The sequence below is a fragment of the Mycobacterium sp. PDNC021 genome, assembly GCF_048282635.1.
Lineage (GTDB): Bacteria > Actinomycetota > Actinomycetes > Mycobacteriales > Mycobacteriaceae > Mycobacterium > Mycobacterium llatzerense.
Genome location: NZ_CP182502.1, coordinates 715,010 through 729,908, shown reverse-complemented (window position 1 = coordinate 729,908; position 14,899 = coordinate 715,010). Strand labels below are relative to the sequence as shown.

Sequence of the window (14,899 nt, the reverse complement as noted above, 5' to 3'; positions counted from 1 at the left end):
TTGTGAGACGGACAATTCCGCAACAACTTCTCACGACCGCCGTGTCCCCGCTAGGGCTGACTTGGCCGTTTGCGGACTGTCTCGCGGCAGCACCGCTCGCTAGCGGGTCGTCAGCGGCGGGCGGAGACGCGTCGGTGAGATCTCGGCAGATGCGGCAAGGTCGGTTACCAGCGCACCGGCCCAGGAGCCCAGGCCGTCGATGTCAACGCGGTGCGGCGCCGGCTGGCGCACCTCGCTCAGGTGACTAGACCCGCGCAGAAACAGAGCGACCGCACCGTTGCGGTTGCCACGCTGGACGTGAGTGATGCCGACTGCGAGCTGGGCCAGGCCTTGCCAGAGCGGTCTCTCGTCGCCTGGGCCGTTCTTCCACGCGGCCTCGAGAACCTCATGGGCTTTGAACGCGAAACCCGCGTTCAATAGATCCTGGGCATAGGCGAGGGTCTCGGCCGGTGACAGCTCAAGGTTGTCTGGCACGCGGGGAATGCCCTCGCTGCCCACAGGAAGGGGGCGGCCCAACGCGTCGCGGGGTCGATCGTTGCGAGGCCGCCCGGATTCATCACGATCGCGCTCTGCCACATGTTCATTAGACCGCTTTAGCAGTCGAGAAGACGAACGTCGCCAACAAAACCCAAGACAGCACCAGTTGGGCGGCGCTGTTCTTCGGCTTAGCTCGTTCCCAGCACGGTCTGGACGATGTCACTGATGCTGGGAATGTCGCTGAGGCCGGGAACGTCGGGGGTGTCAGAATGACCGGTGCTGTTGAAGGCCGTGGCGATGTCTTCCCACGTGTGGCCAGCCTTGCGGGCATCTTCGACCGTGTTGCGCAGGGCGGTCTGGGCCTCCCGGACCGCCGTGTTTGCTTTGTACACGCGCTGAAGATGGAGTGAGTGTGCATGCTGCGCGGTCCGCTCGTCGGTGACATCGGTTTGTTCGGGCTCGGCAGTCATGGGTGGTTCTCCTGGGGTGCGGCGTGATTGGTGGTTGTCACCGTGCAGGTGATCGGTGTCGGCAGCGGCCGGGTTCACCCGCCGTGGGGGAAGTGCTGCCTCGGTTGGGCTTTGGCGCGTCCAGACGTACCCGGCGTGGGTGGGGACGACGCCCAGGATGTGGCCCTGGAGGCGGGCCGGCCCGGCCGCTGTCGCGGTGATGCCATCACCTCGCTTTCACGGTACTGGTCGCAGAATCATCGGATTGCATTGCGGGGCAGGTGATCTGCGCATCGGAGGGCTGCGCTGCATCGGATCGATACGCTGGACCGGCTCACTGTGCGGTCGCGGCACCGGGCGATGGCAAGACCGACCAGCGCGCCGGGGCCCGCGAAGGGCGCACCCGACCGCTGGTGGTGCCGGCCGCCGACACCGGGGAGCGTCCGCAGGCGCGCGGAAGATGGCGTCGACTTCGGCGATCAGCGCCATCACCCCCGTGGGGTCATCAACACCCAGGGACATGGCCAGGACCTCTGGCGCGGTGGGGCTCAGCGGTGCCGGCGCCGCCATCATGGTGCTCTGCATCAGTGCTCACCTCCTCTTGCCGTTGTCAGCAGGTCGGCCAGTCAAGATTGCGGGATGCGACCGCGCGCGACCTGAATGTCGCTGCGGCAGCAGTCAACCGGTCACCAACGGTGACCGGGAACCGGGCTGGGCGAGGGAGCGACAGCCCGGCCCCCCGGGGGACACCCTGATCAGGCGCCGACCGGCTCCTTGACCGCGCTACCGCCGCGCACCTGGTCGCCGTCCTCGGTGATCACCGTGGTCTCATCGATCGCTTTGGTCGCATCGGGGCGGCCCACGGTGATCTTGCGGGGCTTGGCTTTCTCGGCCACCGGGATCACCAGGCGCAGCACCCCGTCGTGGTAGTCCGCGGTGATCCGGCCGGTGTCGAGGTTGTTGCCCAGCACCAGCTGGCGAGAGAACACCCCGCGGGGGCGCTCGGCGGCCAACATCTCCCGGGCCGGATCCACCGGCGCGCGTTCGGCGCGCACGGTCACCACATTGTTCTCGATATCCAGATCCAGCGACTCTGCCGAGATACCCGGCAGATCGAACTCCACATGGAACTCATCGCCGTCGCGCCAGGCATCCATCAGCATGCCCGCCGGGCGTGCTGCCGTGCCCAGCACCTGCTGGGTGAACCGGTCCAACTCCCGGAACGGGTCGGTACGCATCAGCATCGTGGCCACCTCCATCTGTCCTTTCCCTTGTGCCATCTGTTGCGCCAACCAGGCTGGTTTATCTATGCCATCTGGTATAGATTTTTATATAGCACTGGCAGATATCAGATGCAAGTAGGGAACGAGAAAAAGATCGTGGACCTGACCAATGACGGCGCCGCCCTGCCGAACCGGGCACCCGGACAGCGGATGCCCGCACCCGGCCACGGGGTGTACGGGATTACCGTGGCCGCGGAACTATCCGGCGCCCCAACACAATCACTCCGATTGTGGGAACGTCACGGCCTCCTGTCCCCAGCCCGCTCCGAGGGGGGCACCCGCCGCTACAGCGCCGATGATCTGGCCCGCATCGAACGGATCGTCACCCTGGCCGCCGCCGGCGTCAACATCGCCGGCATCGGCCGCATCCTGGACCTACAAGACCAAAACGGCGACCTTCAAGATCAGAACAGCCAACTCGCATCGGACAACAGCGCACTGGAACGACGCAACGCCGCACTACAGGCTGGCCAACAGACCCCACTACCCACACGCGCACCCAGACCATCCAGGCGCAGTGGTGCACGAAACATCGACAGACACACATAGCAGGAGGTGAAATGCATTCTGCGCCAACACCAGCGCTGGCTCGGAGGTGGCCATCGTGGAGCCTCGCTCGCACTGTAACACCGCACGAACACGGTCGTTCCTGAGCCTCGGCGGTCATCATGAAACGTTCCGCAGTCAGTGTTTCTGATGTTCGCGCGGCCCGCGCTGCACGGTCCGCGAATCCCGCGACGGTGGTGCTTGTGTCGAGATGCAAGACAGATTCACAAGACACGCTGGCTACTTTGACAAAACTTCGGCGTGTCGCGAGGGCTTGTTAATCTTCGTTGCAAAGCCTATCGACACTGCGGAGCGCTGAACCGTCCCGGGTTTGATGCCCGCTGTCACCGTGATGCGACGGTTTGGGCCAGCAATACGGCGATGGTGGTGGGTCCGATTCCGCCAGGAACAGGGGTGATCAGGCGGGCCCGCGCGGCCGCTGCGTGGTCAAGTCACTACGGACCGGACGTGTCCAAATACGTCGGCAGGTCCTTGAAACAGGATCGGCGACGAGAAATTGGCTGCGGGAGATAGGAAGTGGTCCCCGGGTCGCGCAACTCACCGGCGAATTGACTAGCACCCGGCAGCAGCTGGCGACCACCGAGGACGACCTGGCCGCCGCGCGAACGAGTCTGCGACGGATGATCAATCAAGAGCCAAAGCGTTGAATTGGACCATCCGACGGGCGGGGTGTAGGGCGGGAATCCGTGCTCATCTGGCGGGGAGGCGGTCGGGGTGCCCTTGGACGGAGATGGGCAGGCCCGGGGTGGGGCAGTTGTAGTTGGTGTCGGGTCCGCACATGTTGTTGACGATGTAGCTGGGCAGATTCGCTGGCATCGTGTGACCGGGATACAGGCTGACTGCGACCGCGGAGACGGCGTAGCTGAGCATTGCGACCGTGGTGTAGCCGATGATGGCGAATGTGCCGAGTACGGTCTTGATCCGGCCGGGCGCTTGGATGCGATCGAGGCCACGTTCGACGACGCTTCGTCCCTGCGCGTCGCGGAAGAAGCGTAGCGCGGCAAGGGCGGTGAACATTGCGCCCCAGAACATGACGTCGGGTACCAGCGGGAGCTGCCACCGGGTGCCGGCGAAGGCGGTCAATTCTTCGCGGGGTGTGGTCCAGACGGCCCAACCAGAGCGTTCGACGAGGACCTGGTGAATGACGATGACGCACAGCATCATCAAGACCCACGTGGATGCGACGAGCCCCACGGTGCCGAGCGAGGGCCAGCGCCGGCCGATGGTACGCATCAGCCAGCAGCCGAGGACTGCGGCCAGCGGTAGCGCTGCGTAGCCAGTGAATTCGATGAGGATCGGGTCGGGCAGGTTCGCGCCATTGGGACTGATCCATCCGGGGATGAACGGTGTCCACGATCCGCGATTGACGTAGTAGGAGTTCATGAAGAACGAGATCCGCACCATGTTCCCGATCGGGTCGAGCCAGGCCAGTGCCATCGTGCCTAGGAGTAGCTTCGCGTCGAATGTCATCCGGTGTGCACGCAGGCAGCCGCGGATCACCCAGATGACGACACCGATCGCGGCGAGGGTGAAAGCGGTCTGCTCGACCCAGGCGGCGACCTTCTCCCACTGGGGAACCGGGTCAGGTCCGGTGGAGACCGGGTCGAAGTGCTGGGAGCTCATCCACCGTATGTAGACGTATGTCTGGAGCGCGACAGCCGCGGCCCCGATCGCGGCCCACCACAGCACCGGTCGCGCCCGGCGGCGGTGCTGGGCGGGGCCGCCTTGAGCGAGAGTAATTGTGTCAGAACTGTTTTGGTCAACGATGGCCATTTGATCTCCTGGTTGTGGGCCCCGGTTCACGGGCGATGATTTCGAGCATGATTTCGTCGGTGCCGGCGGCGATCCGGAACACCCGCAGATCGCGCCAGGCGCGTTCGATGCCGTATTCGGTCATGCAGCCGGCGCCGCCGTGGATTTGCATTGCTTCGTCGGCGATGTGGCAGGCGGCTCGAGTGGCGAACAGTTTGGCGATGGAAATGTTGCGGACGGGATAGTCGCCTTGGCGTAGCTGCCACGCGGCGGCGTAGACAAGTTGGCGGGCGGCTTCAAGTTCGACGCGCATTTCGGCGATTTTGTGCCGGATCGCCTGGTGTGCGGCGATCGGCCGCCCGAAGGTGTGGCGTTGGCGTGCGTAGCGGGCCGTGGCGTCCAGCAGCCATTGCGCGGATCCGAGGCAGTAGGCGGCCGCGGTGAGCCGCTCACCTTGCAGTTCCCACATGATGTGGTGAAAGCCCCGGCCGACGGCGCCGACGACAGCGGCGGCGGGTACCCGGACGTCGTCGAAGGTGAGCACGGCGGTATCGGAGGCGCGCAGCCCGACCTTGGACAACGGTCGGCTGCGGCGGATGCCGGCGGTGTCCATCGGCACCAGGAAGAGCGTGAAGCCCTCGCCCTCGTCGGTTCGGGCCAGCAGCAGGATCGCGTGGGCGCGGATGCCGTTGGTGATGAACACCTTTGACCCGTCAAGGACATACTGCTCGCCGTCTAGGCGGGCGTTTGTGCCGATAGCGGCGACGTCGGAGCCGGCGCCGGGTTCGGTGATCCCGAGGCACAGGATCTTCTCGCCGCGGATCGCGGGGACCACCCAGTCGTCTTTGTGGGCGTCGGTGCCGAACGCGAGAATCGGTGGCATCGCCATGTCGGTGTGCACCGAAATTCCCATCGCCAACCCCGCGCAGTTGGCCCGGCCGAGTTCTTCAGCCAGGACCAGTGCGCTGGCGGGGTCGCCGCCCTGGCCTCCGTATCGGGTCGGCTTGTCCAGGCCGAGCAGGCCGAGTTCGCCCATCCGCGTAAACACACTGTCGGGAAACGTGATGCGTTCCCACTCCTGCACGTGCGGGGTGATCTCGCGAGCGATGAACGCTCGTATCATTTCCCGCAGGGCATGGTGCTCGTCGGTGAAGATCGGGTGATCGATCATCGGCGGACCGCCCGGCGAGCACCGAATTCGGTTGCTGCGCAGTGAAAGTCGTCGGAGGCATAACACTCGACCTGTTCACGCTGAGCCATCTGCCGTGCCTGCTCGAACGACAGGTCCGCACCTGCGGCTAACACGCGCTTTGCGGCTCGAATTCCTGTCGCGGAGTGGGCGGCGATCGCACGGGCGAGTCCCTCGACGGTGTGGTCCAACTCGTCCTCGGCGACAACATGTTCGACCAGGCCGATCCGACCTGCTTCCCTGCCGTCGATGGTGGCGGCGGTCAAGATGAGTTCCCTGGCCTTGCCTAGACCGACGAGGCGCGGCAGCCAGTAGGCGGTGCCGGTGTCGGGGATCAACCCGTACTTCAGGCCCATCACCGCGAACTTCGTGGTCGGAGTCGTCACCCGCAGGTCGCAGGCGACGGCGAGTTCGAGCCCGGCGCCCAATGCGTGTCCGCGGACCGCGGCAATCGTCGCGAATGGTGCATCGCTGAGCCGGGCGAACCCCTCGGTCCACTGCAGCCCGAGCAGTCGCCGCTGCTCGCGGGCATCAGGGGTAGCGAGTCCTTCTGCCAGTGTCGACATCGCAGTCGCGTCGAATCCGGCGCTGAACGAGCGGCCTTCACCGCCGACCACCAGACACCGCAGATCCGGGACATTTTGGAGTCGACGCACCATCTCGCTTAGATCGAGCCACATTCGTGGTGTCTGCGCGTTAAGTACGTCGGGCCGGTTCAGCTGCAACGTCCCCACTCCGCCAGTTCCGGCGGTGAAGTACATCGTCTCGAGTTCGATCAAAGACTTCTGGTTCCTCTGCATCTAGCCCGACATCGGAGCGCCGATTGGCTTCCCATTTACTATAACAAACACTATAGTAAATGAAGGGGTTGGCCGACTGGTCACCCCGATGCGCTCGACGAGGGACTCGCGCAGACGCTCAGGCCCGGCAGCCCGCCATGTCGGGGCCAAAACTCCAAACACGTTCTGCCCGAACATCAGCCGCACCCCGTCACGGGCAGACGGTAGGGTCACCGGATGAGTTCGTCGCAGACCGCTGCGAAGCAACCGGACCCCCGGCGTGACCGCCCGCGCCGACCGTCTGCGGACGTGACCCGACGCACGCTGCTCGATGTCGGGCGGGCCCGATTCGCACGCCAGGGCTACGCCGGCACCGCGGTCCAGGACCTGCTCGACGACGCCGGCGTCACCGGCCCCGTGCTCTACCACCACTTCGGCAACAAACTCGGGCTCTTCGTCGCCGTCGCCGAGGAGGTGTACACCCTCTTCCTCGCCGAGATGCGCAGATCAGTCGAGCCCACCACTGGATTCGATCAAGCCCTCAACGCGATGCTCGACGCCGCCATCCGCATCCACACCTCAGAACCGACGATGGCCTCGATGACACTCACCGTCCAAATCGAAGTCCGCCGCGACGACGAACTCGCCCGCCAACTACGCCCCGTCCTGCAATCCTTTCGCGACTTCGTCGACCAACTCGCAGCACGCGCCCCCATGACACCAGACCCACGTGGACAAAAGGCCCTCTACCGTGCGCTGGCGGCCATCATGAACGGACTCAACAGCATCGCCGGAAACACCGACCCTGAAGAATTCAGCGCCGCCGTCGAAGCGATGCGCCACCTCCTCAACCGCAACAACCTGGAGTTCGAGACGGCGGGCAGTCCAGGACTCCGCTGAACCCGTATGCCGAGCCGGCATAGCCCGGTGTCTGGCACTCAGCAGTCAACCCGACATTGCAACAATCGAATCGTGTTGCTCCGCGAGTAAGTGAGGTCACGCGTACCCGGCTGAGATAGCCCCTTCGATCAGTGGCGGATGGTCCAGCGTCCGTGTCATCGATGTCTTGAGGCGGCACGCTAGCCGTCATCTGACGGCTAGCGTGCCGCGTTCCCTTCCTGAAGCCATTCGGCCTGCACAAGGCGAATGCCTCCGCGCCAGCGGTGCCTTGCCGCGTCTTGGACACTTCTCGTCGACCAGGTCAGCATGTTCGCTCACAATGATCTGCATGCGCGGACAGCCAGTAGGTCGATCACCTCGCGCATCGCCGTGAACATGGCGAGCACTGCTTCACGATCTGCGTCGTTGACAGCTCCAGCGTTCTTCTTCGCGATATCGGAGGGATAGAACGCCTGGGTTGGCTGGTCGATCATCAGAAATCGAGGCACGGTTGTCGTGAAGGAATCTCGCACCGCGCGGTATCGGTACGGTGTGACCATTCCACCACCTCCAGAGCGCGGAGCACGGAACTGTGTTGTGTGTGGAAAAGAATCCGTTCCCAGAGAGGAGCAGGTCCGTACATGTGGCCAGTCCTGCGGCGGCCGCGTCCGGTTCGTATCTGATCCTGTGCCTCAACAGCAGTGCCCAAACTGGGCGTCAGAACGCATGGGAAGAGGCTTTGTCGCCACAGCTGGATGCGATATTGCATGCGCGATTTCAGCGCTTCCCTGGATGGTGCAATGTTCGCGATAGTGGTTCCACCTGATTCACGAGGGCGTTTACTGCCAACGAACACGCTGGGATAGCAATGGACCTAACGGATGGAAGTCCATTGTGGAGAGCTCATCGCAGCCCTGCGTTTCGCCGGTCGGCAGTGGATAGGCTTGGCGGTCAGACAAGTTGTTTGCCTTGGGCGATTCTGTCGAACGCGTTGTACTTCACCGGGCTGTGAGGTCCGGATCGCACCTGTCGATGTGAGACGTTGACCGCGTTGCGATATATGCGACGCTCCTCGTCGGTGCCCAACAGGGCAACCGCCACATAGCTAATCGTCGTCCGCAGCCGCTTAATCGGGTGCAACATGATGTTCCCACTGCGCACGGGGCTTTCGATCACCCCGTAGCCGATCGGAGCCTGGCTTAACTGCATGATCACGTTGGCTGTTCCATTGACGAATGCGCTGATCCCGGCTGTGTAATATTCGGGGTTGAAGTCAGCCGGCGGATTGAATTCGGGCTGGATTTCCTGCATTCGCGTGGTCATATTCATCTTCTCCTTGAATTCTTGACAGCTGTGCAGAACGATGGTCGATGTTTCGATTCGCTTGTCACTCTTGCAATCTGGCGGGCTACCAGCTCTGCCCCGACTCGGCCAAACCACCTGCCTGCTCGGCGGCAACCCGCCGGCGTAGCTACCATCTGGCGCGGCGGATGATCTCCTCGGCTGCGCGCCTGGCGACCGAGTACCTGGTCCGGCCTCAGTCTGCGCATCGCCCTCATCGTCGACATCACGTTGGAAACACCAGCGTCGACACCGAATTGCGGCTCACCCACCGTTACGCCGTCGCGGTTGCCGATGAGACCCGCGGCGTAAACATGCCGTGGAACCCGGGAAAGAAATGATGCGGTAGCCGGGCGAGCGCGACCGGCCCTGCTTGCAGATCCCGTGCATCCAGTACGTACAACGCTGACCGGTGCTCGGCAGCGAGATAGGTGACGAACAAAAGCCACCCGTCGTCTTCGGCCGAGTCGGCGCTGCGCGGCACGAAGATCGGCTCCCCGACGCCGTCGCCCTCGGCGAATCCGTTGTAGGCGGTTTGTGTGCCCGTCTCGCCATCGATTTTGATCAGCTCCGGCGCCGCGCAGCCGTCGGAAGTCATGAGATAGGAGTAGCGGAACTGTCGAGTTGTGCGCCGCCAGTCATGCATGGGGAACTCGCCGAGCGAGGACGAAAGCTCGGTGAACTCCACCCGGTTTGTCGGCGAAATGCGCAGTCGGGTGAGCGTGCCGCCGCGTGGCGGCAAGGAGGCGCGGAAATTGCTGAGCATGGCCGCGGTGGCGTTCCAGTCCGCGTAACGCACAACATCGATGACGACGTCGTTGCCGTCCTCGAAGGCGTTGTTGACGTGGACCTTGGCGAAGGCGGGAATCGTGAATCGCCGCGGTTCGCCGCCGTCGCGTGGCACCAAGAGCACCTCACTGCCCAAGTCGTCACGAAATGCGGTCGCAGAGTTGAAGTCGATCATCCCCAGCCCCGCGCGGACCGCGGGAAGGCCCGCGATGACCAGCGGGTCGAGGACGAAAACCAGGTACCGCTCGGTGAGGCCGAAGTCGTGATTGATCGTGAGGTGGCGTAGCCCAACGGTACGGATAGTCGTCATCGCCCCCTGCGCGTTGATGCGGTAGCAGCGCAAACCCATCGCGGCGCGATGGATACCCATCGGTGGCACCGTCAGTCCGAAGTTGAATGCCTCACCGGTGCGCGGGTCCAGTTTCGGGTGTGGTGAAAAGGTGCTCAGTACGCTCAGAGCGCCGTCAAAATCGCACCGGCCGACCGTGGAAAGCGTGTCCGGGTCCATCTCCCAGGGGCGGCCGTCATCGCTGAGAGCAACGAGGCGCTCCGCATGGTAGAACGACGTGGTGTTTGCGCGGTCGGCCGGCAAACGTCCGGCGTTGCCGAGGATCCCGCCGCGACCCTGTGTGCCCAGTGCCCGCACCTGAGCGCCGCGACCCTGCTCCTCGCGCTTGAACTTCGGTGTGCGCACGTAGCGGTTCCGGTAGCGCAGCGTGCCGCCCCGCAGCGTGAACTTCGCCACCATGCCATCGCCATCGAAGAGGTGCTGTGCGTAAAACCCGCCGGCCTCCCACCGCACGGGTGCGCTCCTGTAGAGCGTGCCGAGCAAATCGTCCGGCAGCGCGCCCGTGATGTCCTCGATGAGAACATCGTCGTACTCCCCCGATGCGGGCTCAAGCACCCGCGAATAATCTTGTGTCCGAGAGCTAGTTACGGTCACGATGGGCTCCTCGTCCGTGCAGCGATACTTGCTACACCACGAGACCGCACCCTCCTAGACGGATACAAGTCAGATTAGGAAAACCGATGGCTCGGATACCGGAAACCACGTCTAAGCTGCGCAGAGAACCCCAGCAATATCGTTCGCGTGAGACTGTTCTTGGCGCAGTGTCGGCCGCCCGTCAGGTTCTCACGCAGCGTGGCTATGACCACAGCTCCATGGGCGCTATCGCCGATGCCTCCGGTATTGCGAAGGCGAACCTCTATCAGTACTTCGCCGACCGCGACGCCATCATCGCCGTCGTCGTCGACGAGATCATGGCTGACGTCGTCGAAGGAATCGGCCAACGCCTGCAGGCCGCGCTCACAACAGGGGACCCCGCGACAGGCCCCGATCTGATCACCGGTGTGTTCGACCAACTAGACACACACCGCCCCGTTCTCAATGCCATAGTGCGCTCCGCGCCGCACCTCCTACCACCATCGGCATTTGCCCCGATCTCTCAGCGGTGGGGCGACGTGACTCGGGCGCTGCTGGCTATCAAAGCCTTCGGACGCTACGACGACCGGCCCGAGGTCGACGCCGAAGCGCTCGTGGAAATCCTCAGCGTGTGCGGACCCGCGATGTGTCTGCACTACCTCTCTCGCGACAACCGCGAAAGGCGACGGGTCCTCGCGCGCACGTACTACTCCATGGCGTTCGGTGGAATCGTCGCTGCCGGACTACATCACCCATCCGCGACCGAAGAGCCGTCCCACGAGGCCACCTAGCGCCGGCGACGTCCGTAACCCCGGCACGCGAGGATCAAACAGGCTGTCATGCGGCCGGTGGCGGTATACGGCTGTCACCCATTCGCGGATGATCGCCTCCAGTTCATCGACATAGAAAAATGTTTCCGATTCGGGGTCGCACAGTGGTTTGCTGGCGCGTCCGCGGCCGCAGACTAGTGGGCCGATGGGACATGCTTCGGCGTGTCCAACCTAGCCAGGCGTGGTGGTGTCAATCTTCACGCATCTCGACAGCAGCGGGTTACCGCGCCATATTCGTAAACCGCGAGAAGTGCAGCTGGTGTGCCACAGTGATATTCGCGGTCGGGCCGTTACGGTGCTTGCCCAGGATGATGTCGGCTTCACCACCGCGCGGGTCGTCGCGGTCGATGGAGTCCGGACGGTGCAGCAGCATGACCATATCGGCGTCCTGCTCCAACGAATTGTGGACCGAAATCCCCTGCGCCACAAAGTTATGTGTACCGGCCACCGTGCCGTCGTAGACGTCCTGTTCACCGATACTGGTGATCTCGACGATCTCGTCCCAGAAGACTTCGTTGGTCGCGAGGTCGTGCAGCTCAGTGTCATTCAGCACGCTCGCCGCGCGATGCAGCCGACCACGGCTCGGCGCGTGCTTCCACATGGTCGAGCCGCAGAACTGGGTACCCATCGCGTCGGCGAACTCGCGGTGCGACATGCCGCGGCGCGTCAACGTCGACTTCACTTGCTGCCAAACCTCTTTGGGCACCGTGTCGAGGTTGGTGTTGGACTGCACGTCCTGCAACCGGGCCAACAATTCAGCGGCCTTGGCGCCGCGCTCGCCGTGCACGCCGACCAAGGTGAGGAACCGGCGCTGGTTGGCGGCACCGTAGATCAGCACATGCCAGCAATCGCGATAGCCGGCTTTCTTGGCACGAACGATGCGGCCCAACACGCCTACCCGCAGCAGCAGCTGCACCACATCATCAGCCAGTTGTCGGCTGGTGGTCGCGTAGGACACCCGCCCCTGGCCGACCTTCGCGTCCCAGCGCACCGATCCATCCGTCGCCCACAGATGCCGCAGGAAGAGCGCAACCTGATCGTTGGGCAGCGCGAAAACCTGTTGAGGAACGAACTTTTCGTAGCTCCGCTTCCCGAAGAGCCCGAGCTTGTCCAACCAGGCCGCGATCGGGTTCCGCTTGCCGTGGGTCAGGCGGTACGGTGCCGGCATCCGCAGCGTGGTCACGCGGGCGGACGGGTATTCGTCGCGCACGGCCGTCACACCGAAGTGCCGCGCCGCACCGGCAACGGCGACGAGGTTCGCCTCATCGATCGACGCGTAGCGGATCGGCTGGCGCTTCACGCAGGACCCGTCGCCGATCATGTGGGCCAGCATGATGATCTCGGCGTCGTCCATGCGCTCGGTGTGAACCGGCTCGGGCACGGTGCGCGGCACCGCGAGACGGTCACCAACAGCCAAGTCGCCCAAGGAAACCCAGCCGTTCAACGTCATGAACGGGTGGTTGGCGGTGGCCTCGACCTGACGCCCGGAAGCCAGGCGCAGCAGGAAGACTTCCTTGTGCCCGCTATAGAAGACGTTGGTCATGGGCCGCGCCACCATGCGCTTGCGGTCATCGAGCGACCACACCAGCGGCCGCTCCCCCGAAGCCATCAGCTCGCCGAAGGTGACCTCGGCGCCGGTGTCGGCGCGCAGGATTCGCGTCGATGCGGTCAGACAGCCCGACTCACGAAGGTCCGACACCTGCGGGCGCTTGTCGGTGCGCTGTTCGGGACCACGGTTCAGCTGGCTGATCGCGACCACCGGAACCTCGAGTTCCTTGGCCATCAGCTTCAGCGACCGCGAGAATTCCGAGACTTCCTGCTGCCGGGACTCGAACTTCTTACCCGAGGTCATCAGCTGCATGTAGTCCACGACGATCAGCCGCAGCTGGGCCTTCTGGTGCAGACGACGGGCCTTGGCCCGGATCTCCATCATGGTCAGGTTCGGTGAGTCGTCGATGTACAGCGGCGCCTCGGAGATCTCGCTCATGCGGCGGGCCAGCTTGGTCCAGTCGTCGTCGCTCATGCGGCCCGAACGCATATCGCCCAGCTTGATCTTGGCTTCGGCCGAGAGCAGTCGCATGACGATCTCGGTCTTGCTCATTTCCAGCGAGAAGATGACGCTGGCCTGCTGGTGCTTGATCGAGCAGGACCGCATGAAGTCCAGCCCGATCGTCGAATTGTGCGTGGGCACCATCGACCGCCCGGCCAGGTACAGGTGGGCCGGGTTGTCGACCTCGACGCAGCGCACCGGCACCGAATCCACCCGGCGCACATCGGCAATCGCCACGGGGCGGGTGAGCACGGCCAGCCCACCGGCGGTCAATGCCGGCTCGAGCCGGTCCGCGCCGGGCCGCAGGGTCGCGGTGGTGACGATGCCGCGGCCGGTCGGCCATTGGTGCGAAGCGTCGGCCACGATGGTGGTGCCATCCGAGAGGTCGATCTCGTAGCACGGCCGCTCCTCCATCACCGGAGTCGCGGCAACCACGCGGGTGGGCCGTCCGTTGGCGTCGATCAGCTCGTCGCCCACCGAGACGTCACCCATGGTGGTCCAGCCGCCGGGAGTGGGCAGCGGGGTGTCCAGCGCCAGCGCCTTACCCACACCGGGGCGCGCGGCCACGATGATCATCTGGCCGGGGTGCAGACCGTTGGTGATCTCGTCGAGCTCGGTGAAGCCGGTCGGGATGCCGCGCGAGATACCGCCATTGGAGGCGATGGCGTCGATCTCGTCCATGGTGGGCTGCAGCAGCTCCTCCAGGACGGTGAAATCCTCGCTGCTGCGGGTCTGGGTGACGTCGTACATCTCGGCCTGCGCCCGGTCCACCAGATCGGCCACGTCGGCGCCTTCAGCACCCGCGTAGCCGTACTGCACGACGCGCGTGCCGGCCTCGACGAGGCGGCGCAGCGTGGCCTTCTCCGCGACGATGCCGGCGTAGAAGCCGGCGTTGGCGGCCGTGGGCACGGTGGAGATCAGGGTGTGCAGATACGGCGCGCCACCGATGCGCTTGAGCAGACCGCGGCGGTCCAGCTCCGCGGCGACGGTGACGGCGTCAGCGGGCTCCCCGCGGCCGTACAGGTCGAGGATGGCGTCGTAGACGTTCTGGTGTGCCGGCCGGTAGAAATCGCCGGGGCGGAGACGCTCCAGGACGTCGGCGACCGCGTCCTTGGACAGCAGCATGCCGCCCAACACCGACTGCTCGGCAGCCATGTCCTGCGGCGGTTGCCGACCGAAATCCTCGCTGGGCGGCTCCTCCATGCCGGACCGACCCAGGTCGTCAGCGACAGCCACGAAGCGCTCCTCTTCCCCCGAAAACCAACAGCAAACAAACGTTCGAACGAGCTACTCGTGACCGTACTTCACCCTGCCGACAGACCGGGCTCGCAAGCCGCTCACCTGTCGTGCGACGCACCACGTTAGGCGTTGCTGGAGCAGTCCGGAACCGCCCCTGTTAGCAACCTTGTGGATGAAATGTGGAAAGACGTGGACAACGATGTTGACCGCTTGGGGAGAACTTGTGGAATACCCGCGGGTAAATTCCCAAACTTGCAGCTCAACGGCCTATATATCGGCTGTGAGCCTGTGCATGAGAATTGGTGCGGCGTGTCGTGCCGGGTAGCCATCTCGGGCGTGTTGTGTTGCGGGCG

The 14,899-nt window shown here is 64.3% G+C and carries 12 protein-coding genes and 2 pseudogenes; 3 read left to right on the top strand and 11 right to left on the bottom strand.

Translation table 11 applies throughout. The annotated features are described in order from the left end of the window. Positions 1-99: 99 nt before the first annotated feature. The 3 genes from ACNO8X_RS03360 to ACNO8X_RS03350 form a co-directional block, all read right to left on the bottom strand. Complete coding sequence (locus tag ACNO8X_RS03360; RefSeq protein ID WP_418004140.1) at positions 100-576, bottom strand: DUF309 domain-containing protein; 477 nt, start codon at positions 574-576, stop codon at positions 100-102. An 89-nt stretch (positions 577-665) separates the two neighbouring features. After that, entirely contained in the window at positions 666-947 is a 282-nt protein-coding gene (locus ACNO8X_RS03355) for a hypothetical protein (RefSeq protein ID WP_418004139.1), read from the bottom strand. 734 nt (positions 948-1,681) lie between these two features. Further along, entirely contained in the window at positions 1,682-2,170 is a 489-nt protein-coding gene (locus tag ACNO8X_RS03350) for an Hsp20/alpha crystallin family protein (RefSeq protein ID WP_418004138.1), read from the bottom strand. 189 nt (positions 2,171-2,359) lie between these two features. Here ACNO8X_RS03350 and ACNO8X_RS03345 point away from each other — a divergent pair, with 189 nt between their 5' ends. After that, complete coding sequence (locus ACNO8X_RS03345; protein WP_418005758.1) at positions 2,360-2,758, top strand: MerR family transcriptional regulator; 399 nt, start codon at positions 2,360-2,362, stop codon at positions 2,756-2,758. A 341-nt stretch (positions 2,759-3,099) separates the two neighbouring features. On the opposite strand, the pseudogene ACNO8X_RS03340 reads toward ACNO8X_RS03345, so the two are convergent. From ACNO8X_RS03340 to ACNO8X_RS03325, 4 genes and pseudogenes are all read right to left on the bottom strand, one after another. Beyond that, positions 3,100-3,183: pseudogene (locus ACNO8X_RS03340) on the bottom strand (hypothetical protein); the annotation flags it as partial. A 283-nt stretch (positions 3,184-3,466) separates the two neighbouring features. Then, entirely contained in the window at positions 3,467-4,399 is a 933-nt protein-coding gene (locus tag ACNO8X_RS03335) for a spirocyclase AveC family protein (protein WP_418004137.1), read from the bottom strand. Between the two features lie 136 nt (positions 4,400-4,535). Further along, positions 4,536-5,699 carry an acyl-CoA dehydrogenase family protein gene (locus tag ACNO8X_RS03330; RefSeq protein ID WP_418004136.1) on the bottom strand — a complete coding sequence of 388 codons (1,164 nt, stop codon included), beginning with the start codon at positions 5,697-5,699 and terminating at the stop codon, positions 4,536-4,538. Then, a complete protein-coding gene (locus ACNO8X_RS03325) occupies positions 5,696-6,517 on the bottom strand; it encodes an enoyl-CoA hydratase/isomerase family protein (RefSeq protein ID WP_418004135.1) in 822 nt (273 codons plus the stop codon). The genes ACNO8X_RS03330 and ACNO8X_RS03325 overlap by 4 nt, the downstream gene beginning before the upstream one ends. 216 nt (positions 6,518-6,733) lie before the next feature. Here ACNO8X_RS03325 and ACNO8X_RS03320 point away from each other — a divergent pair, with 216 nt between their 5' ends. Continuing rightward, positions 6,734-7,396: a TetR/AcrR family transcriptional regulator gene (locus tag ACNO8X_RS03320; protein WP_418004134.1), complete on the top strand. Its 663-nt coding sequence runs from the start codon at positions 6,734-6,736 to the stop codon at positions 7,394-7,396. Between the two features lie 314 nt (positions 7,397-7,710). On the opposite strand, the gene ACNO8X_RS03315 is transcribed toward ACNO8X_RS03320, so the two are convergent. The 3 genes and pseudogenes from ACNO8X_RS03315 to ACNO8X_RS03305 form a co-directional block, all read right to left on the bottom strand. Then, positions 7,711-7,935 (bottom strand): DUF3732 domain-containing protein, encoded by a 225-nt coding sequence (locus ACNO8X_RS03315; protein WP_418004133.1) that lies wholly within the window; start codon positions 7,933-7,935, stop codon positions 7,711-7,713. Positions 7,936-8,344: 409 nt separating this feature from the next. Further along, positions 8,345-8,686: pseudogene (locus ACNO8X_RS03310) on the bottom strand (oxygenase MpaB family protein); the annotation flags it as partial. Positions 8,687-8,990: 304 nt separating this feature from the next. Continuing rightward, entirely contained in the window at positions 8,991-10,409 is a 1,419-nt protein-coding gene (locus tag ACNO8X_RS03305; RefSeq protein WP_418004132.1) for a carotenoid oxygenase family protein, read from the bottom strand. Positions 10,410-10,615: 206 nt separating this feature from the next. On the opposite strand from ACNO8X_RS03305, the gene ACNO8X_RS03300 reads away from it, so the two are divergent. Continuing rightward, on the top strand, positions 10,616-11,218 hold the full coding sequence (locus tag ACNO8X_RS03300; protein ID WP_418004131.1) for a TetR/AcrR family transcriptional regulator: 603 nt from the start codon (positions 10,616-10,618) through the stop codon (positions 11,216-11,218). 259 nt (positions 11,219-11,477) lie between these two features. Here the strand turns inward: ACNO8X_RS03300 and ACNO8X_RS03295 are convergent, their stop codons facing one another. Then, a complete protein-coding gene (locus ACNO8X_RS03295) occupies positions 11,478-14,543 on the bottom strand; it encodes a replicative DNA helicase (RefSeq protein WP_418004130.1) in 3,066 nt (1,021 codons plus the stop codon). Between the last annotated feature and the right edge of the window lie 356 nt (positions 14,544-14,899).